Origin of the sequence: Bacillus cereus group sp. Bce019 (assembly GCF_051781745.1) — a bacterium.
In the GTDB taxonomy this organism is placed as follows: Bacteria; Bacillota; Bacilli; order Bacillales; family Bacillaceae_G; genus Bacillus_A; species Bacillus_A cereus.
Genome location: NZ_JBPWJX010000278.1, coordinates 1 through 250, shown reverse-complemented (window position 1 = coordinate 250; position 250 = coordinate 1). Strand labels below are relative to the sequence as shown.

The window sequence follows — 250 nt, the reverse complement described above, 5'->3', positions numbered from 1 at the left end:
CATGCAATACAGCGGATATGACATGAGCTATATGTTCTTCTACAGCGAAAGACCCGGGACACTAGCAGCAAGGAGATATGAAGATGATATACCTGAAGAAGTGAAAAAGAGAAGATTGCAGGAGATTGTAGACTTACAGGGAGAGTTATCACGTCAGAGTAACTTGAAAGATTTAGGAAAAACATTCAAAGTGTTGGTAGAAGGAAACAGTCGTAAAAGTGATGCTGATTGGATGGGCAGAAACAGTCAG

The 250-nt window shown here is 40.8% G+C and carries 1 pseudogene; it reads left to right on the top strand.

Annotated features, from left to right (window positions below):
• Positions 1 to 22: 22 nt before the first annotated feature.
• Positions 23 to 250: pseudogene (locus ACS2QP_RS28330) on the top strand (tRNA (N6-isopentenyl adenosine(37)-C2)-methylthiotransferase MiaB); the annotation flags it as partial.